Below are 18,539 nucleotides of genomic sequence, written 5' to 3' on the forward strand. Positions count from 1 at the left end.
TCAGCCCGGCGGCGCGAAGAACTCGAGCGCGATGTTGTCGGGGTCCCGGAACGACAGACCCGATCCGTAGGCGGCGGCCTTGATGCCGCCGTGGGCGATGTCGAGTTCGTCGAGCCGGCTCCGCCACTGCTCCAGTTCCGCTGCGGTGCAACCGAACGCGATGTGGTCGAGGCCCACCTGTCGTTCGTCGAACGTGCCGGACGGCGCCGCGCCGGTGTGGGCGTGCAGGCCGAACATCGTGCCGCCACCGAGCGCGAAGACCGCGTGGTGATACGACCCGGATTCCTCGTCCTCGTCGAGGACCGGCGGCGCACCGAAAACTCGCGTGTACCACTCGATGCTGGCGGTCAGATCCGAGACCGTGACCGCGACGTGGGTGAGAGCAGGAAACGACGCCACGACGCACCTCTTCTCGAGACGGTGATGACGACCAGCGTATCGCCGTGCGGGGGAATGCAACCGGTCGTCGCGCGAATCGGATCGTGTCCGCAACGGGCGGGCCGGGGTTTACGGACAAACCACCCTCGAGTTAGGTTAGCTTCAGTTAACTCCAGAAGGGTGTGTTGCTGTGTCTGCTCGTCGGCGTCCGTTCGTGTTGTCCCTCGTCGCTCTAGCCGGAACCTTGTCGCTCGCGGCGTGTGGCTCCGACGGATCGACCGACGAGGCGTCCGCCTCCACGGCCGACGGGTCGTTCCCGGTGACGATCGAGCACGCGTACGGATCGACCACCGTCGAGCAGGCGCCGTCGCGCATCGTCACGGTGGGCTTCAACGATCTCGACTTCGTCCTCGCGCTCGGTGAGACGCCGGTGGCGACCCGCGCCTACTCCGGCTACGCCTACAAGGACCGCCCGTGGGCGACGCAGTACGCGCACGACATCCCCGAGGTCGGCGAGATGGAACTGCAGTACGAGAAGATCGCCCAGGCGAACCCGGACCTCATCGTCGGCACCTACTCCCTGACGGAGCAGTCGGGCTACGACACGCTGGCGGCGCTCGCGCCCACGATCGGTGACCTGCAGAGTGCGGGTGGCGGATCCGGCTCCTGGAAGGACCAGCTCGAGACCATCGGCCGTGCGCTCGGTAAGGAGGGCGAGGCGACCGAGCTGCGCCGGTCCGTCGAAGCCGACTTCGACGACGCCAAGGCTGCCAACCCGCAGTTCCAGGGCCGCACCGCCGCCGTCGCGATGTACATGGACGGCGACTTCTACATTTTCGAAGCCGGCGATCCGCGCGGCGACTTCTTCACCAACCTCGGCTTCACGACGCCCGCCCAGACCGGCAGCATCAGCCCCGAGCAGCTGAATCTGCTCGATCAGGACACGCTGATCGTGCTGGGAGCGACCAAGGAGAAGCTGGCTACCGACCCGGCGTTCGCGCAGCTGCGCGTCGTGCAGGAGGACCGCACCGTCTACCTCGGCGACTTCGGCACCGACGTGCCCGCCGCCCTCGGCTTCGCGAGCCCGCTGAGCCTGCCGTACCTGCTGGACGCCACGGTGCCGGCACTCGCGGCGGCCTCCGACGACGACCCGGCGACCACCGTCCCGGCGGTCGGCTAGGCCGCGGCCGTGACCGTCGTCTCGACCGTCGCCCACCTCGAGAGCATCTACGGCGAACAACCGCCCCTGACACTCGCGAAGTCCGTCACGACCCTCGATGCGCACTGCGCGGCATTCCTCGCGCAGGCGCCGTTCGCGGTGCTGGGACTGTAGGACCGTTCGGGTGCCCAGCACTCGCTCGTCGTCGGTGGTGACCCCGGTGTCCTGCAGGCGCACGACGCGAGCACGCTGCGGCTACCGGGGACCGCCGACGTCGTGCCGGACGCCGTCTCCGACGGCGCCCCGGCGGGACTGGTGGCACTGGTGTCCGGCTACGGCGAGACCCTGCGCGTCAACGGGCGGCTGCGCCGTGACGGCGCGGACGCGGTGCTCGACGTGGACGAGGCCTTCCTGCACTGCGCGCGCTGCATCACACGCTCGAAGTTGTGGCGCGACCACGGGCCCTCGGAGCTGGCACCGAACACGGTGGCGGACGGCGACTTCCATCACCCGGACGTCCAGGCGTTCGTGGCGATGTCGTCGTTCCTGACGGTGTCGACCACCGACGGCGCCGGCCACGGCGACGTCAGCCCCAAGGGGGACGAGCGAGGATTCGTCGCGGCGTTGGGACCCCGACGGATCGCTTTGCCCGACCGTCCGGGCAACCGGCGCACCGACACCTTCCGCAACCTGCTCGACAATCCCGCCGTCGCGGTCACCGTGTTGGTGCCGGGGGACGAGCGCGTGCTGTCGGTGCACGGAACCGCACACGTGAGCGCCGACCCGGCCCTGCGAGCGAGCCTGCGCGCCGGGGGAGCGGTTCCCGACCTCGCGCTCGTGATCGACGCCGACCGGGTCGATCTCCGCCGGGACCCGGCACTGGCCGCGGCGCGGCTGTGGCACGCGGACCGCCGGATCGAGAAGGGGACGCTGCCGACCGCCGGGCAAATCTGGACGGACCACGTCGCTGCGCCCTGAGCGGGCGGCTCAGACCTCGTCGGTCTCGGCGTCCGGGCGCTGCCGTGGGCGCTCGTGCTCGCGGGCGAAGAGTCCGGGCTGCGCGCCGTGCGCCAGCACAGCGTGCTCGTACGCCGACTCGGCGTGCAACGCCAGGTCGATGCCCGACGTCTCCTGCTCGGCGGTGACGCGGAACCCGACCCACCGGTCGACGATCTTGCCGAGGCCGTACGACATCGCGAACGCGTAGGCGCCCACGACCAGCACCGCCAAGGCCTGCTTACCGAGCTGCGCGAATCCACCGCCGTAGAGCAGTCCCTCGACGCCACCGGTCATGACCTCCGCGGCGAGCAGTCCGATCAGCAGCGTGCCCACGATCCCGCCGACGAGATGGACACCGACGACGTCGAGGGCGTCGTCGTAGCCGAATCGGAACTTCCAACCCACCGCGAACGAGCACACCGCACCGGCCGCGACACCGACCACGGCGGCGCCCACCATGTTCACGGTCCCGCAGGACGGAGTGATCGCGACCAGGCCCGCGACGACGCCCGACGCGGCGCCGAAGGTGGTGGGGTGGCCGTCCCGCTTCTGCTCGACGAACAGCCAGCCGAGCAGACCCGTGCAGCCGGCGACGAGGGTGTTGAGGAAGACGGCGGCGGCGGTGCCGTCGGCCGCCATCGCCGAGCCGGCGTTGAACCCGAACCAGCCGAACCACAGCAACCCGACGCCGAGCAGCACCATGGGCAGGTTGTGCGGGCGCATCGGCTCGTTCCGGAACCCGATCCGCGGGCCGAGGACCAGCGCGAGCGCCAGCGCCCACGCACCGGAGACGATCTCGACGACGAGCCCGCCGGCGTAGTCGAGCACCCCGAGCTTCGCGATCCAGCCGTCCGGCCCCCACACCCAGTGGGCGACCGGCACGTAGACCAGCAGTGCCCACAGCGGGACGAAGACCATCCAGGACGAGAACTTGGCGCGGTCGGCGATCGCGCCGCTGATCAGCGCGGCGGTGAGGATCGCGAACGCCAGCTGGAACGTCGCGAACAGAATCTCGGGCACCGGGCCGTGCGCGGTGTCCGGGGAGATGCCCGCCATGCCCAGGTGCTCGAACCCGCCGATCAGCCCGCCGCCGACGTCGTCGCCGAACGCCAGGCTGTACCCGGCGAACAGCCACACCACCGTGACCAGGGCGATCGAGACGAAACTCATCATGATCATGTTGAGGACGCCCTTGGACCGGACCATGCCGCCGTAGAACAGCGCCAGGCCGGGGGTCATCAGCAGCACCAGCGCGGTACTGATCAGCAGCCACGCGGTCGTCGCGGGATCGATCGTCTCGGGCATGTGAACTTCTCCTCACCGGCGGGTGTCTCCGCACGCGAGAAACGACGATCGCGCCCTGCAGTTTCGACGGCGGGGCGAGCGTGTTGCGTCTGTGTTTCGGAAATCTCTCCGCCGGCGCTCGGAGCGGCACGCGCGGGATCCGCAACGGCGGTCACTCCGGCGACGAGCTGTCGGCGATCGCCGGTAGTCTTTCGCCGTGGCCCTGTACCGGAAATATCGACCAGCTTCGTTCGCGGAGGTGGTGGGTCAGGAGCACGTCACCGAGCCCCTGAGCACCGCACTCGACGCCGGACGCATCAACCACGCCTACCTGTTCTCGGGGCCGCGCGGCTGTGGCAAGACGTCGTCGGCCCGAATCCTGGCGCGCTCTCTCAACTGCGTCGAGGGCCCCACGTCCACCCCGTGCGGCGAGTGCGCGTCGTGTGTCGCGCTCGGCCCCGGCGGTGCGGGCAACCTCGACGTCATCGAGCTCGACGCCGCCAGCCACGGCGGTGTGGAGGACACCCGGGAACTGCGCGACCGCGCCTTCTACGCGCCCGCCGAGTCCCGGTACCGGGTGTTCATCGTCGACGAGGCGCACATGGTCACCACCGCGGGCTTCAACGCGCTCCTCAAGATCGTCGAGGAGCCGCCGGAGCACCTGATCTTCATCTTCGCAACCACCGAGCCGGAGAAGGTGCTGCCCACCATCCGGTCCCGTACCCACCACTACCCGTTCCGGTTGCTCGCGCCGTCGACCATGCGTGGGCTGCTGGAGAAGATCTGCGCGCAGGAGCACGTCCCGGTCGAGGACGCGGTGTACCCGCTCGTCATCCGGGCGGGCGGCGGCTCGCCGCGCGACTCGCTCAGTGTGCTCGACCAGCTCCTCGCCGGCGCCGGTGACGAGGGTGTGACCTACACCCGGGCGCTGGCACTGCTCGGCGTCACCGACGTCGCCCTCATCGACGAGGCCGTCGACGCGCTCGCCGCCGGCGACGGCGCCGGACTGTTCGGGACCGTCGACAAGGTCATGGACGCCGGCCACGACCCCCGCCGATTCGCGGTCGACCTGCTCGAGCGGATGCGCGACCTCATTCTTCTGCGCGCCGTTCCGGACGCCGCGGATCGCGGTCTGGTCGACGCGCCCGGCGACGTCCTGGAGCGGATGCGGGAGGAGGCCGAGCGGATCGGTCCCGCCACCCTGGCGCGCTACGCCGAGCTGGTGCACGCCGGTCTCGGCGAGATGCGCGGGGCGACCGCGCCGCGGCTGCTGCTCGAGGTGATGTGCGCGCGGATGCTCCTCCCGTCCGCGACGGACGCGGAGTCGGCGGTGCTGCAACGGCTCGAACGGATCGAGCAGGGCGTCGTCCTCCCCGCGTCGTCCGCGGCCGGCGCGCCGGCCCCCGCCCCGCGCCCCGCCGCGCCCGCGCCGCGCCCCGCCGCCGCGGAGCCCCCGCCCGACGGTCCGGTCTACCAGCGCCCGTCCCAGCGCCGTGCCGAACCCGTGGCCGCGGCGCCGGCACCCGAGCCGGCCGCGCCCGCACCCGCACCCGCGCCCCCGGTGCAGCAGCCGCCTGCGCGGCCCGAGCCGGCCCAGCAGGCGCAGGCGCCCACGCGTCCCGAACCGGCCCCGCAGGCGCAGGCGCCCACGCGTCCCGAACCGGTGGCCCCGGAGCGTCCGGTCGAGGAACCGCCGGCCCGGCCCGCGCCCCCTTCGCCGCCGGCGCAGCCCGCCGCCCGCGCGGCGGAACCCGAGCCGGCGCCGGCCGCCGTCCCCGAACCCGTTCCGGCGCAGCCCGGCTCACCGTCCCGACCGGACGCCGCCGCCATCCGTGCCGTGTGGTCCGAGGTGCGCGCCAAGGTGCGTGAGCGCAGCCGCACGGTCGAGGTGATGCTCTCGGGTGCGACGGTGCGGTCCGTCGACGGGGCGCGGCTGGTACTGGGACACGACTCGGCGCCGCTCGCGAAGCGTCTGGTCGAACCCCGCAACAGCGACGTCATCCGCGCCGCGCTGCACGAGGTGTTCGGTGGCGAGTGGGACGTCACGTGTGAGCACGGTGCCGGACCGGCCCCCGAACCAGCGCCGGCCCGTGCTCCGCAGCAGCAGCCGAAAGCGGCTGCCGCGCCGCGATTCTCGCGTCCGAGCCAGGGGCGTGCCGCGGCCGCCACGCCTCCGGCGTCCCCGCGTCCCTCGGCGTCCGACCTCGACGACATTCCGCCGCCCGAGGCGCCGGACTACCCGGACGATCCCGGGCCGCCGCCGGCCGACTTCGACTTCGACACCCCTCCGCCTCCGACCACCCCGGAGGACGAGGAGGAGATGATGGCCGAGGCTGCGGTGCCCGTCGACCAGGCGAGCCGCCGCGATCCCGACGAGGTGGCCAGCGAGATGCTGGCCGAAGTGCTGGGCGCACGCAAGATCGACTAGTACGGCGCGCCACCGTGTCCCGCTGCGCGCCTGGGCGGGCGACTGCAACCCTGATGCAACGGTAGGAGTGGGAACCTCGCTGCGAGGTCTTCCCGCGCGTCGGGGGTGGGAAGTCCGGCTGCGAGCGGCGCCCGGACCTTCTCGGTTCGGGCGCCGCGCCGCACTGTGCGCCGTGTTCATGTCCGGCGCGGCTTCGTGGAACAACCACCATCCTTGGTCCGTGAACGAGCCGAGATCGCTGCGATTCAACATCTCCTGCGTTGCGGTCCTGTCTCCTTTCCGAAAGTTGTTCGCGAGCAGATCTTTTCGCCTTCAACCAAATGGCTGATCAAGATCGAAAATGCTATGGTGCCGGTGGCAGCGCCGGATCGGGGGGCGCTATCTCTACCAGAGGAGTGATTATGGGCAAGCGAACGGTCAGTGTCGGTGTGGCGGGAGTTGCGGTCGTGGCGGCGCTGGTGAGTCCGGCTACCGCCGGTGCGGAGGACACCACTACCACCTTCGAGATCGTGGGCGGCGGTCTGACAATCGTCCCCCAGCCTTCCGCCACGCTCAACGACGCGCAGACCGGCGACGCCGCCGTCCTCGGATTGCTCGGCGACGTCACGGTCAGTGACCAGCGTGGCAGTGACGTCGGTTGGACGGTCACGGTCTCCTCGTCGGAGTTCGCGCTCGCTCCCGGCAGTGGCGACACCACCATCGCCCCCACCCAGGTCCAATACAACCCCGGTGACATCGATTCCACGGGAGCGGTGACCGCCACGCCGACCGCCGCCGCCGGTCTCGACACCGCCAAGACCGTGGTTCAGGGCACGGCGGTGCGCGGCAACAACACGGCCTCGTGGAATCCCACGCTGACCGTCGGGCTGCCGTCCGACGCACTCGCCGGTGACTACACCGGGACGGTGACGACGTCCGTCGCCTGATCAGGGCGATGCCACGCCACCTCGGCTGAGAGCTGAGGTGGCGGGCTTGTCGGGAGTGGCGGCCGACCGTCGATTCCTGTCTTCCCATTTCCATGTCCGTGCGGCGGGGCGCCGAGCCCGCAGCTCCACGAATTGTGGACTAATTGAGTTGCCGGCGTGACGGTTACGGGTAGCGCCCGGCACCCATCGGTACCCCGAGGAACATCCACCCAGTGCGAACAGCAAATCGAACCCTCCTTCCCCTCGCGCGACGGATCGCCGCCGTCCTGGCACTGATCTGCGGATTCACGATCGTCGCGTCGGCGCCGGCCAGTTCGACGGCTTCGACAATCTCGCGGGCACAGGCGGCGCAGGCCGAGAACGGCACCATCGGAGTGCGTCTGCTCGAGGCGCCCGCGAGCAGCGGAAACGACCCGCGCGCGCGGGTCTACATCGTCGACCACCTCGCACCGGGGGCGACCATCACGCGGCGCGTCGAGGTCACCAACACCACCGACGACAGGGTCGAGGTGCGGCTGTATCCCTCGGCGGCGGGGATCGAACAGGGCCGATTCACCGGGGCCGCCGGGCAGGTGGCCAACGACCTGACGACGTGGACATCGATCGCGCCCGCGCAGGTGAGTGTGGACGCACACTCGACTGCCGAAGCCGTCGCCACCATCACGGTGCCGGCCGACGCGCCGCCCGGGGAGCAGTACGCGGTCCTGTGGGCCGAAACGCGCTCGGCCGCTGCATCGCAGGCGATCACGCAGATCAGTCGCGTCGGGATCCGGGTGTACCTCTCGGTGGGTCCGGGTAATCCTCCTGCGGGCGACTTTGCCATCGAATCCCTCACGGCCGCAAGGTTGGACGACGGAAGCCCGATTCTGTACGCCAACGTCCGCAACACCGGCGGCAGAGCCTTGGACCTGAAGGGCAACCTCACGCTCAGCGACGGGCCGGGAGGCCTCAATGCGGGGCCGATCCCCGTCGAGGGAATCACCACGCTGGCGCCCGGAACCTCCGGTGCGGTGACGGCCGCCCTCAGCAGGGACATCCCCGTCGGGCCCTGGAACGCCGCGGTCACGCTCACGAGCGGGCTGCTCGAGCGGAGCGCCGAAACACCCATCACCTTTCCCGAGTCGGGAAGCACCGAGTTCGCGGTGCCGGGGCCGCGGGGTCGCGCTGTCACGATCGCCGTGCTCGGCGTCCTCGTACTGGGCGCGATCGCGGTGGCGGTGGCGGTGCGCCGCCGGGCGCGGAGCTCACGAACCGGGCGCTGACGGACCGCGACAGCCGGTGCGTCGCGCCCATTGCCTAGCCTGATGGTCATGCTTGTTGTGACGACGAACGACGTTCCCGGGTGGGAGATCCAGCGCGTGATCGGCGAGGTGTTCGGCCTGACGGTGCGCTCGCGCAACATCGGGTCGCAGATCGGCGCCGGCCTCAAGTCGTTGGTCGGTGGTGAACTGCAGGGAATGACCAGGAACCTGACCGAGAGCCGCAACGAGGCGATGGGCCGGTTGATCAACGAGGCGGCGCAGCGGGGCGGAAACGTCATCGTCGCGATGCGGTTCGAGACATCGGACCTCGGCGGCAACTGGTCGGAGATCTGCGCGTACGGCACTGCGGTCTATGCGGTTCCGGTGACCGAGGCCGCGCAGCAGACCGCCCGCGAACTCGGCTACCGCGGCTAGCCGGACGACTGCCCGGGCCCGTGGGGGCCCGGGCAGTTTCTACTCCACGCCACCGGTGCGTGAGGTCAGGGGACGAACACCTCTGTGGTCACGGGCAGGTTCGGGTGGTCGGTACGCATGGTGAGCTGGACGCGTCCCGGCCCCGTACCCACGTACACGAACATCGGACGGGTACTCGTGTTGGTCGCCGGAATGAATCGGCTCGTCGTGCCGCTCTGCCCGGTGTCGAGGTTGCGCCAGTCGATGATCGCGGTCACGTCGCAGGCCAGGGAGGTCGACCCCCACTCGCCCAGCGGGGAGTAGCCCTGCGAGATGCGCAATTCGATCGAGTGGACGGCCCCGCGGGCGTCGGAGTATCCCGCCAGGGGCCCGTCGAACGCGTTCCCCGACGTGACGAGCATGCCGGCACACACGCCGTTTCCGAGCGTCCATACCGGCGCCATGCCGACGTCTGTCATGGCGCACGTGCGCGGTCCCACGTTCGACCACCCGAGTTGGCACGGCTCGGCGGCGCCGGCCACGCCGGGCGCCGCGACGACCATGGCAGCGCCCATGAGCCCCACGCCTGCAGCCGAAGCAATTCGATGTGAAATTCTCATGGCCGCAGCATCGCACGATTCGCCGCGCGCCTCTCGTAGGACGCGCCTGCGCGAATTGCGCTGGGCCGGGGATGCTTCCGAAGCGCACCGTGTCCCGGTAGGTCGGGACACCGGGCCCTGGTGTCCGGGACACCGGGCGCAGCAGGCTCGGCTCGGACGCGTCGAACGCGTTCCGGCAGACGCCGTCCGCTCGGGTCGGCGTGCCGCGACCCGAGGAGCTCACATGAGCACAGTGGACCTGTCCGACACCGCGCAGGCGGTGTCCGTCGCGACGCGTCGACCCAGGACCTGGGCGTACTGCGGCGCCGTGGCCGGCCTGGCCGGCATCGTCGGCATCCAGGCGAGCGGCCTGATCGACGCGGCGTACGCCGAGAATGTGGCGGGGGACGCCGTCGCGATCGCGAACCGTCTCGCGGATCAGCGCGCCGCCATCGTGGTGATGCACGTGTCGCTGACGCTCGCCTGTCTGCTGATGCTGGTGTTCGCGGCCGGGTTGGCCCGTCGACTCGCCGACCGTCTACCGGAGGGCACCTTGCTGCCCGTCGTCGCGGGCGCCGGGTTGTTCCTCACCGGCACCGCGTGTCTGCTCGGCACCGGCTTCACCACCGAACTGGTCTTCGGGCTCGGTCATCTCGACGAGGTGGTGCCCGAGTTCGCGGTGGTCGGTGCGCACTGGATGGGCACGATCCCGTGGTTGTGGGCGGGGGTCGGAGTCAGCGGGCTGGCGGTCGCGGCGGCGCTGCTGCGGCACGGCGCCGGACCGCGCTGGATCGGCTGGGTGTCGCTGGTCCTCGGAGGACTGACCGCGCTGTTCGGCGTCTCGCCGCTGCAGTACCTTGCCGGTTTCACCGGCCCGATGTGGGTGCTGGTGGCCGCGGCCGGTTTCGCGTTCGGTGACCGCATACGTGCGTGACGCTCCATACTGCACGACGGCGGACGAGCGGTGGAGGGGACATGGCGGATCGAGCGACGCGCGGCGGTGCGCCGGTGGCGGCGGCGGTGGTGGCCGTGACGTGCTGGACGCTGGTGGTCCTCGCCCTGGTCGCGTTGCTCGCCGCCGCCCCCGGAATCGACTCGAACCAGCTGTTCTTTCTCGTCGACGTCGTCGGCGGCGCGGTGTACGGCACGGTCGCGGGCGTGGTCCTGGCGCGCCGCGTCCATCCTGTGCCGATCATCCTGGGGGTCGCTGCCGTCGGGATCGCGTCGGCCGCACTGGGCTACAGCTATGCGCAGTGGGCGCTGGTTCGTCCCGGACTGCCGTGGGTGGAGGCGCTCTCCCCGCTGCAGAACACGGCGTGGATCCCCGGCACCCTGGCGCTGTTCGTGGTGATCCCGTGGTTGGTGCGCGATCACCGGCCGGACGTCGTGGCCCGACTCGGCGTGGTGGCCGGAACGGCCGCGACCGCCTGGTTCTTCTGGGCCCGCACGTTCACCGACGTGCCGCCGGTTCCGCTCGTTGCTCCCGTAGTGCTCGTCGGGACGCTCGCGGCGGCCGACGCGGTGCGGCGGTGGCGCTGGGGCCCGGCCGACGAACGAATCGGCCTGGGATGGCTGGCGCTCGGTACGGCGCTGATGGTGGTCTCGTTCGTGCCGTTGATGCTGCCACCCGCGTGGCCCGGGCTGTGGATGCTCACGCCGGTGATGCATCTCGTGGTGCAGCCGTTCTTCCTGGCCGCGATCTTCGTCTCGATTCTGCGGCAACGCATGTGGGGACTCGACCTCGTCGTCAGCCGGGCCGTCGTCGGGGGCACCCTGACGGCCGTGCTGATCGGTCTGTACGTCGTGGTCGCGACCATGCTGGCCGGACTGCTCCCGGCGGGCGGTGGCACGGGTGCGCAGGTTGTGGCGGCGGCCGCGGTCGCGGTGGCGGTACAACCGGCTCGAATCTGGTTGCAGCACAGAGTGCATCGCTTGGTATACGGATCGGGGACGGAACCCGGGCATGCCGTGCGCGAGTTGGGCCGGCACTTCGGGAGTGCGGAATCACCCGCCGCGTTGCTCGACGCTCTCGCCACCGGGGTGGGATTGGGGCTTCGGCTCGAATCGGTGACCGTGCTGCGCAGCGACGGTGCGATCGCCGCGAGCTGGGGAGCTCCGACCGGACCGGCGGAATCGGTCGACCTGGTCCACCGCGGCGCGGCGGTCGGCCGGCTCGAGGTGACGGCGCCACCCGGCGAAGCGCTCGACGTCCGGTCCCGGCGGTCCCTGGGGGAGCTGGCCGCGGTCGTCACGGCGGGGTTGGTCGTCCTCCGCTCGTCCGAAGATCTCACCTCGGCTCGGGAGCGGCTGGCCGCGGTGCGGGCCGAGGAGCGCCGGACCATCCGCCGCGAACTGCACGACGGGCTCGGCCCTTCGCTCGCGGGAATCCGGCTGGGGCTGCAGGGCGCCCGGAATCTGCTGGCCGAGAATCCGGCGGCTGCGGCCGAACTCCTCGGCTCGCTGCAGGAACAGCTCGACCACCAGGTCGACGGGGTGCGTTCGCTCTCGCGCAGTCTGTTCCCACCGGTCCTCGACGAACTGGGCTTGGCGGCCGCGTTCGACGAGCTGGCGGCCGGGCACGCGCGCAGCGGATTCGACCTCCAGGTCTCCGCCGACGTGCCGCCCGGCCTGGGTGCGCAGACCAGCGCGGCGGCCTACGGCATCGCGGTCGAGGCCGTCACCAATGCGCGCCGGCACAGCGGCGCGGCGGGCTGCCGAATCGAGGCGCGGTGCGACACCGACGCCGGCGGATTGTCGGTGCTGACGATCGTCGTCCGCGACGACGGCCGGGGATTCGATGCCCGCGGCGCGGCCGGAGTCGGCACGCGTTCGATGCGCGAGCGCGCGGACGAGCTCGGGGGGACCGTGCTCATCGAGTCCGGTTGTCCGGCAGGTACTGTCGTCACCGCCCGACTGCCCTGGGGAGGATCGTGAACAGCATCGCCGTCGTCGTGGTCGACGACCATCCGGTCTTCCGCCTGGGCGTGGTCGCGCTGCTCTCGACCCTCGACGGTGTGGAGGTGGTGGCGCAGGCCAGCTCCGTCGCGGAGTCGCTCGAGGTCGTCACCGACGACGTGGACGTGGTCCTGATGGATCTCGAACTCGGTGACGGCTCGGGTATCGACGCGACGCGGGCGGTGTGTGAGAGATTTCCGGGCGTCCGCGTCCTCGTCGTGACGATGCACGAGGACGAGGATTCGCTGCTCGCCTCCATCCGAGCAGGTGCCCGCGGGTATCTCGTCAAGGGTGCCGATCCGGACGAGGTGGAACGTGCGATCCGAGCGGTCGCTCACGGCGACATGATCGTCGGCGCGGCAGTGGCGGCGAAGGCGCTGACGGCGGTCTCCGCGCCGCGGTCGCCGGCGGTGTTCCCGGAACTGACCGAGCGGGAGCGGGAGGTGCTCGACCTCATCGCCCGTGGTCACGACAATGCGACCATCTCGCGACGACTCGTGTTGAGTCCCAAGACCGTTCGGAACCACGTCTCGAACGTGCTCGGCAAACTCGGGCTGCCGGACCGGTCCGCGGCGATCGTCCGGGCCCGAGAGGCCGGGCTGGGCGGCTGAGCCGCCGGCTCAGATCGGAGCCGTCGACAGGGTCGGCACGAAGCGGTGCCCGAAACCGACGTCGGCGGTGTTGGTCGGATCCGGTCCGGGCCCGGGCGGGGCCGTCCGCGACCGGGGGATCGTCCGCGGCGCCGGGGCGACCTCGGGGGACGACAGCCAGTCGGGGCGGGCCTGCTGGATCTCGAGGGCGATCTCGATCAGCCCGGTCTCGTCCCACGGGCGGCCGCCGATCTGCACGCCGAACGGCAGTCCGGTCGCCGGCGACCTGCCCGCCGGCGTGCACACCACCGGCGCCCCAGCGGTATTGGCCCAGGCGACGTCGCCGGTGACACCGTCGAACACGCTGATCCCGGCGATCTCGAACCGCTCGGCGCCGTCCACCTTGGAACCGGGGACCAGCACCGCATCGAGGTCGTTGTCGGCGAACATGCGGTTGTAGTCGTGCTGGAACCGTTGCCGGTTCTGCGCGGCGGTGAGGTAATCGATGGCGGGCAGTGCCACCGACGCGACGGCCGAGCCGACCGAGATCGCGTTCTCCGGCCGGTAGGAGCCGAGCCGATCGCCGAACTGCCGGTGGTAGGTGCCCATCTCCACCCGGTCGCCCACGATCAGGTCCGGGGGCAGCACCGGCATCGACACGTCGACGACGGTGCCACCGAGGCCGCGGATCACGTCGACGAACGCCGCGAACATCGTCGACAATGTCGACGGCAAACGCTCCACTGCTCGCCGGTGGATGCCGAAACGCCGGCCCGCCAACGGCGTCGACCCGCCCAGCGCGGTCAACGGATAGCCGTCCGCCGGGACGTCCGGACCGACGCTGGTGGTGGGATCGTGTACGTCGGCGCCGGCCATGTGGCCGAGCAGCAGCGCGGCGTCGGCGACGGTCCGGCCCATCGGACCCACGTGGTCCCGCGTCCACGTCAACGGGATCACGCCGTACGTGCTGCACCGACCGAACGTCGGTTTGATCGACGTGATGCCGCAGGCGCTGGCGGGCAGGCGCAGTGAGCCGCCGGTGTCGGTGCCGGTGGCGAGCGGGACGAAGCGGGCCGCCACCACCGCGGCGCTGCCGCCCGACGAGCCGCCCGGGGAGAACTCGGTGTTCCACGGGTTGCCCACCTGTTCGGTCGCGACACCGATCGCGAACTCGTCGGTGTGGGCGTGGCCGACCAACACCATCCCGGCCTCGCGCAGCCGGCGCCACACCGACGCGTCGCCGGCCGCGATGTTGCCGTCGAGGACCCGGCTCGAGGCCGTCAACGGCAGGCCCGCGACCGCGAAGAGGTCCTTGAGGGCGAGGGGGAGTCCGCACACCAGCGGTGCGGGTCCCGCGGTGTCGCGGGCCCGGCCCGACAGCCGTCCGGCCGCGGCGTCGGCCGCCTCGTACGCCATCTCCGGGTAGATCCGCACCCAACCGCCGATCTCCCCGTCGAAGGCCCCGCTGCGGGTCAGGCACGCGTCGAGCAGTTCCCGCGGGTGCAGTGCGGTGGACTGCAGCAGGCTCGCCGCCTCGACGGCGCTCAGTAGCGCGGGGTCGGTGACGGTGATCGACGAGGGCGCCGGCAGGCTCCCGGCCGGGCCCGCGCGGCGGATCTGCGCCGCGGCGGGACGCGCGCCCACCGAGGCCACTCCCGCACCCAGCGCGGCGGCGCCGAGGAATCGGCGCCGGCTCACGCCCGTCTTCGCGGCCCCGGTGTCCGTCGCCATGCCAGTCCTCCTCGAACCGGCGGGGATCGGCGCCTCCGACCGGCCAGGCGAGGGTAGCGCGGCGACGCCCGCCGGTCGGGCATTCCGGACGTACCGCGTGATCGCCTCGGTCACAGACCGGGATCGCTTCGGTCCTTCCCGCTAACTGGAACACGTTCTAAGGTGGGGGCAGCCGAGGTCTGTGCCGCAGACGGGCGGATTCGTCCGCCGCGCGGCGCGTAGATGTGAACAGGAAGGAACACCGTGACCACAGAGGCGTTCATTTATGAAGCCATCCGCACCCCGCGCGGACGGGGCAAGGCCACCGGATCGCTGCACTCGGTGAAGCCGATCGATCTGGTCACCGGGCTGATCGACGAACTGCGCACCCGGTTCCCGAACCTCGACGAGGACCGCATCTCCGACATGATCCTTGGCGTGGTCTCTCCGATCGGCGACCAGGGCGCCGACATCGCGCGCACCGCGGTCACCGTCGCGGGCATGCCCGACACCGTCGGCGGTGTACAGATCAACCGCTTCTGCGCCTCCGGCCTCGAGGCCGTGAACATGGCCGCGCAGAAGGTCCGCTCCGGCTGGGACGAGCTGGTCGTCGCCGGCGGTGTCGAGTCGATGTCCCGCGTGAAGATGGGCTCCGACGGCGGCGCGTGGATGCAGGACCCGGCCACCAACTTCGACACCTACCTGGTGCCGCAGGGCATCGGCGCCGACCTCATTGCCACCATGGAGGGCTTCTCCCGCGAGGACGTCGACGCGTACGCGGTCCGCTCCCAGGAACTCGCCGCGAAGGCATGGGAGAGCGGCTACTTCGCCAAGTCGGTGGTGCCGGTCAAGGACATCAACGGCGTGACCGTCCTCGACCGCGACGAGCACATGCGTCCCGGTTCCACCGTGGAGTCGCTGGCCGGACTGGCGCCCGCGTTCGCCGGTATCGGCGACATGGGCGGCTTCGACGCCGTCGCGCTGCAGAAGTACCACTGGGTCGAGAAGATCAACCACGTCCACCACGGCGGCAACAGCTCCGGCATCGTCGACGGCGCCGCTCTGCTGCTGATCGGCAGCGAGCAGGCCGGCAAGGACATGGGACTCACGCCGCGCGCCCGCGTCGTCGCCACCGCCACCTCCGGCGCCGATTCGACCATCATGCTCACCGGCCCCACCCCCGCCACCCGGAAGGTGCTCGCCCAGGCCGGGCTGACCGTCGACGACATCGACCTGTTCGAGATCAACGAGGCGTTCGCGTCCGTCGCGATGAAGTTCCAGAAGGACCTGAAGATCCCGGACGAGAAGCTCAACGTCAACGGTGGCGCCATCGCGATGGGCCACCCGCTGGGCGCCACCGGCGCCATGATCACCGGCACCATGGTCGACGAACTCGAGCGCCGCGGTGCCCAGCGCGCGCTGGTGACGCTGTGCATCGGCGGCGGCATGGGCGTGGCCACCATCATCGAGCGCGTCTGACGCTCACGGACCTGATCAGGAGAGACGAAACAGTGAGCGAACAGAACATCATCGGCTGGGAGCAGGACGCCGACGGCATCGTCGTGCTGACCATCGACGACCCCAACCAGGGCGCGAACACCATGAACGACCGGTACATCTCCTCGATGCGGGAGACCGTCGACCGGTTGCACGCGGAGAAGGACTCCATCACCGGTGTCGTGCTCACCTCCGGCAAGAAGACGTTCTTCGCCGGCGGCGACCTGAAGAACATGATCAAGGCGGGCCCCGAGGACGCCGAGGAGATCTACAACCACAGCCTGACGCTCAAGGCCGACCTGCGTCGCCTCGAGACGCTCGGCAAGCCGGTCGTCACGTGCATCAACGGTGCCGCGCTCGGCGGTGGCCTCGAGATCGCGCTGGCCACCCACCACCGCATCGCCGCGGACGTCAAGGGCGTCAAGATCGGTCTCCCCGAGGTCACCCTCGGCCTGCTGCCCGGTGGCGGCGGCGTCGTCCGCACCGTCCGCATGTTCGGCCTGATGACCGCACTGACCCAGATGCTGCTGCAGGGCCAGCAGCGTGGCCCGCAGCAGGCCAAGGAGGTCGGCCTGGTCGACGACATCGTCTCCTCGGTCGAGGAACTGGTCCCGGCCGCCAAGGCGTGGATCAAGGCCAACCCCGACAAGGGTGTGCAGCCGTGGGACGTCAAGGGCTACAAGATCCCCGGCGGCACCCCGTCCACGCCGGCCTTCGCGGCGAACCTGCCGGCGATTCCGGCGAACCTGCGCAAGCAGCTCAAGGGCGCACCGATGCCGGCCCCGCGCGCGATCCTCGCCGCCGCGGTCGAGGGCAGCCAGGTCGACATCGACAACGCGCTGAAGATCGAGTCCCGCTACTTCACGTCGCTGGTGACCGGGCACGTCGCGAAGAACATGATCCAGGCCTTCTTCTTCGACCTGCAGGCGATCAACGGCGGCGGCTCGCGGCCCAAGGACATCCCCAAGCGGGAGATCAAGAAGGTCGGTGTCCTCGGCGCCGGCATGATGGGCGCGGGCATCGCCTACGTCTGTGCCAAGGCCGGAATCCCCGTGGTGCTCAAGGACGTCACGATCGAGGCGGCCGAGAAGGGCAAGGGCTACTCCGAGAAGATCGAGGCCAAGGCGCTCTCGCGGGGCAAGACCACCGAGGAGAAGTCGAAGGCGCTGCTGTCGCTGATCACCCCGACCGCCGACCCGGCCGACTTCGCGGGCGTCGACTTCGTGGTCGAGGCCGTCTTCGAGTCGCCCGACCTGAAGAAGAAGGTGTTCCAGGAGATCGAGGACATCGTCGAGCCGGACGCGCTGCTCGGATCGAACACCTCGACGCTCCCGATCACCGATCTGGCCACGGGGGTGAAGCGGTCCGAGGACTTCATCGGTATCCACTTCTTCTCGCCGGTCGACAAGATGCCGCTGGTCGAGATCATCCGCGGTGAGAAGACGTCGGACGAGTCCCTGGCTCGCGTGTTCGACTTCGTCCAGGCCATCCGCAAGACCCCGATCGTCGTCAACGACTCGCGCGGCTTCTTCACCTCGCGCGTCATCGGCACGTTCGTCAACGAGGCCATCGCCATGGTCGCCGAGGGCATCGAGCCGGCCACGATCGAGCAGGCGGGCATGCAGGCCGGCTACCCCGCGGCGCCGCTGCAGCTCTCCGACGAGCTCAACCTCACGCTCATGCAGAAGATCCGCGCCGAGACGAAGGCCGCCGCGGAGGCCGAGGGCAAGGAACTCGCGGCCGACCCCGCGGGCGACGTCATCAATTACCTCGTCGAGGGCAACGACCGCAAGGGTCGCCTCGGCGGTGCCGGCTTCTACGACTACGAGGACGGCAAGCGCGTCGCCCTGTGGCCGGGCCTGCGCGATCACTTCAAGTCCGGGTCGGCCACCCCGCCGCTCCAGGACCTGATCGACCGCATGCTGTTCATCGAGGCCATCGAGACCCAGAAGTGCTTCGACGAGGGCGTCATCACGTCCACCGCCGACGCCAACATCGGCTCGATCATGGGCATCGGCTACCCGGCGTGGACGGGTGGCGTCAGCCAGTTCGTCACCGGCTACCCGGGCGGTAAGGCCGGATTCGTCGCGCGTGCCGAGGAACTCGCCGCCAAGTACGGCGAGCGTTTCACCCCGCCCGCGTCGCTGAAGGACTGATCTCGGCTGTGAACCGCCCCGGGTGCCACGTCGGCACCCGGGGCGGTTCGCGTTCGACTCCGGATCGCGCCGGGATCGGATCGGGGGACGGTCCCGGGCCGTCGGCACAGACCTGACGGCGCAGCCGTCCACCGTCCCTCGCGAGTGGCCAACTATATTACGGGGCAAACTATTTCGGTGTCGGTCGCTGTCGCGTCCGACCT

Annotated in this window: 16 protein-coding genes; 12 read left to right on the plus strand and 4 right to left on the minus strand. The window is 70.6% G+C overall.

Translation table 11 applies throughout. The annotated features are described in order from the left end of the window. A complete protein-coding gene (locus tag E7742_RS20305) occupies window positions 1-399 on the minus strand; it encodes a VOC family protein (protein WP_137800591.1) in 399 nt (132 codons plus the stop codon). A 169-nt stretch (window positions 400-568) separates the two neighbouring features. Here E7742_RS20305 and E7742_RS20310 point away from each other — a divergent pair, with 169 nt between their 5' ends. The 3 genes from E7742_RS20310 (at window position 569) to E7742_RS20315 (ending at window position 2,515) form a co-directional block, all read left to right on the plus strand. After that, the gene (locus E7742_RS20310) at window positions 569-1,558 is read left to right on the plus strand and encodes an iron-siderophore ABC transporter substrate-binding protein (RefSeq protein ID WP_137800592.1); all 990 of its coding nucleotides are present in this window, start codon (window positions 569-571) and stop codon (window positions 1,556-1,558) included. Window positions 1,559-1,567: 9 nt separating this feature from the next. Continuing rightward, window positions 1,568-1,711: a hypothetical protein gene (locus E7742_RS23560; protein WP_254699081.1), complete on the plus strand. Its 144-nt coding sequence runs from the start codon at window positions 1,568-1,570 to the stop codon at window positions 1,709-1,711. 102 nt (window positions 1,712-1,813) lie between these two features. After that, window positions 1,814-2,515, plus strand: coding sequence for a pyridoxamine 5'-phosphate oxidase family protein (locus E7742_RS20315; RefSeq protein ID WP_254699082.1), 702 nt, complete (start codon window positions 1,814-1,816; stop codon window positions 2,513-2,515). Between the two features lie 9 nt (window positions 2,516-2,524). Here E7742_RS20315 and E7742_RS20320 read toward each other — a convergent pair whose 3' ends face one another. Next, window positions 2,525-3,841, minus strand: coding sequence for an ammonium transporter (locus E7742_RS20320; RefSeq protein WP_137800593.1), 1,317 nt, complete (start codon window positions 3,839-3,841; stop codon window positions 2,525-2,527). Between the two features lie 196 nt (window positions 3,842-4,037). On the opposite strand from E7742_RS20320, the gene E7742_RS20325 reads away from it, so the two are divergent. The 4 genes from E7742_RS20325 to E7742_RS20340 all read left to right on the plus strand — a co-directional run bounded on the left by E7742_RS20325 (window position 4,038) and on the right by E7742_RS20340 (window position 8,850). After that, complete coding sequence (locus tag E7742_RS20325) at window positions 4,038-6,248, plus strand: DNA polymerase III subunit gamma and tau (protein WP_137800594.1); 2,211 nt, start codon at window positions 4,038-4,040, stop codon at window positions 6,246-6,248. 401 nt (window positions 6,249-6,649) lie between these two features. Continuing rightward, complete coding sequence (locus tag E7742_RS20330) at window positions 6,650-7,174, plus strand: WxL domain-containing protein (protein ID WP_137800595.1); 525 nt, start codon at window positions 6,650-6,652, stop codon at window positions 7,172-7,174. 212 nt (window positions 7,175-7,386) lie between these two features. Next, window positions 7,387-8,436 (plus strand): peptidase, encoded by a 1,050-nt coding sequence (locus tag E7742_RS20335; RefSeq protein ID WP_137800596.1) that lies wholly within the window; start codon window positions 7,387-7,389, stop codon window positions 8,434-8,436. A gap of 48 nt (window positions 8,437-8,484) precedes the next feature. Beyond that, window positions 8,485-8,850 (plus strand): YbjQ family protein, encoded by a 366-nt coding sequence (locus tag E7742_RS20340; RefSeq protein ID WP_137800597.1) that lies wholly within the window; start codon window positions 8,485-8,487, stop codon window positions 8,848-8,850. 65 nt (window positions 8,851-8,915) lie between these two features. On the opposite strand, the gene E7742_RS20345 is transcribed toward E7742_RS20340, so the two are convergent. Next, on the minus strand, window positions 8,916-9,404 hold the full coding sequence (locus E7742_RS20345; protein ID WP_254699083.1) for a hypothetical protein: 489 nt from the start codon (window positions 9,402-9,404) through the stop codon (window positions 8,916-8,918). Between the two features lie 268 nt (window positions 9,405-9,672). On the opposite strand from E7742_RS20345, the gene E7742_RS20350 reads away from it, so the two are divergent. Genes E7742_RS20350 through E7742_RS20360 form a run of 3 tightly spaced genes read left to right on the plus strand, consistent with a single transcriptional unit; the run spans window position 9,673 to window position 12,994 of the window. Next, window positions 9,673-10,362 (plus strand): hypothetical protein, encoded by a 690-nt coding sequence (locus E7742_RS20350; protein ID WP_137800598.1) that lies wholly within the window; start codon window positions 9,673-9,675, stop codon window positions 10,360-10,362. A gap of 41 nt (window positions 10,363-10,403) precedes the next feature. Then, window positions 10,404-12,362: a sensor histidine kinase gene (locus E7742_RS20355; protein WP_137800599.1), complete on the plus strand. Its 1,959-nt coding sequence runs from the start codon at window positions 10,404-10,406 to the stop codon at window positions 12,360-12,362. Next, the gene (locus E7742_RS20360) at window positions 12,359-12,994 is read left to right on the plus strand and encodes a response regulator (protein WP_137800600.1); all 636 of its coding nucleotides are present in this window, start codon (window positions 12,359-12,361) and stop codon (window positions 12,992-12,994) included. Before E7742_RS20355 ends, E7742_RS20360 begins: the two co-directional genes overlap by 4 nt. A gap of 9 nt (window positions 12,995-13,003) precedes the next feature. Here the strand turns inward: E7742_RS20360 and E7742_RS20365 are convergent, their stop codons facing one another. Further along, window positions 13,004-14,704 carry an amidase gene (locus tag E7742_RS20365; protein ID WP_137800601.1) on the minus strand — a complete coding sequence of 567 codons (1,701 nt, stop codon included), beginning with the start codon at window positions 14,702-14,704 and terminating at the stop codon, window positions 13,004-13,006. Between the two features lie 243 nt (window positions 14,705-14,947). On the opposite strand from E7742_RS20365, the gene E7742_RS20370 reads away from it, so the two are divergent. Together E7742_RS20370 and E7742_RS20375 are read left to right on the plus strand one after the other, a co-directional pair. Then, window positions 14,948-16,162: an acetyl-CoA C-acetyltransferase gene (locus tag E7742_RS20370; RefSeq protein ID WP_137800602.1), complete on the plus strand. Its 1,215-nt coding sequence runs from the start codon at window positions 14,948-14,950 to the stop codon at window positions 16,160-16,162. Between the two features lie 32 nt (window positions 16,163-16,194). Further along, a complete protein-coding gene (locus tag E7742_RS20375) occupies window positions 16,195-18,336 on the plus strand; it encodes a 3-hydroxyacyl-CoA dehydrogenase NAD-binding domain-containing protein (protein ID WP_137800603.1) in 2,142 nt (713 codons plus the stop codon). The last annotated feature ends 203 nt before the right edge of the window (window positions 18,337-18,539 follow it).

This window comes from Rhodococcus sp. SGAir0479 (genome assembly GCF_005484805.1).
In the GTDB taxonomy this organism is placed as follows: domain Bacteria; phylum Actinomycetota; class Actinomycetes; order Mycobacteriales; family Mycobacteriaceae; genus Prescottella.

What these genes read in the sequence shown, in the direction of transcription:
- E7742_RS20320 (WP_137800593.1), bottom strand. Translation starts at nt 3,841, where the DNA reads ATGCCCGAGACGATCGATCCCGCGACGACCGCGTGGCTGCTGATCAGT.
- E7742_RS20330 (WP_137800595.1), top strand. Translation starts at nt 6,650, where the DNA reads ATGGGCAAGCGAACGGTCAGTGTCGGTGTGGCGGGAGTTGCGGTCGTG.
- E7742_RS20340 (WP_137800597.1), top strand. Translation starts at nt 8,485, where the DNA reads ATGCTTGTTGTGACGACGAACGACGTTCCCGGGTGGGAGATCCAGCGC.
- E7742_RS20345 (WP_254699083.1), bottom strand. Translation starts at nt 9,404, where the DNA reads ATGGGCGCTGCCATGGTCGTCGCGGCGCCCGGCGTGGCCGGCGCCGCC.
- E7742_RS20350 (WP_137800598.1), top strand. Translation starts at nt 9,673, where the DNA reads ATGAGCACAGTGGACCTGTCCGACACCGCGCAGGCGGTGTCCGTCGCG.
- E7742_RS20355 (WP_137800599.1), top strand. Translation starts at nt 10,404, where the DNA reads ATGGCGGATCGAGCGACGCGCGGCGGTGCGCCGGTGGCGGCGGCGGTG.
- E7742_RS20365 (WP_137800601.1), bottom strand. Translation starts at nt 14,704, where the DNA reads ATGGCGACGGACACCGGGGCCGCGAAGACGGGCGTGAGCCGGCGCCGA.